Source organism: Faecalibacterium sp. DFI.5.82 (genome assembly GCF_029076575.1).
GTDB classification, from domain to species: Bacteria; Bacillota; Clostridia; order Oscillospirales; family Ruminococcaceae; genus Faecalibacterium; species Faecalibacterium duncaniae.
Window position 1 is genome coordinate 1 of record NZ_JARFIS010001210.1, and the last position, 255, is coordinate 255.

The window sequence follows — 255 nt, forward strand, 5'->3', positions numbered from 1 at the left end:
TTGACTTGAGAATTCAAGCGAATTGTGGTCAAGCCCTCGATCTATTAGTACACACTTGCTGAATGGATCGCTCCACTTACACATCGTGCCTATCAACCTCGTAGTCTACAAGGGATCTTACCTGATTCAATCAGTGGGATATCTTATCTTTGGGTCGGCTTCACGCTTAGATGCTTTCAGCGTTTATCCGATCCGTACGTAGTTGCCCAGCTATGCTCCTGGCGGAACAACTGGTGCGCCAGAGGTACGTCCGTC

At 48.6% G+C, this 255-nt stretch carries 1 rRNA gene; it reads right to left on the minus strand.

From position 1 onward, the window contains the following. Positions 1–24 precede the first annotated feature (24 nt). A 23S ribosomal RNA gene (locus P0G09_RS20760) occupies positions 25–255 on the minus strand; the annotation flags it as partial.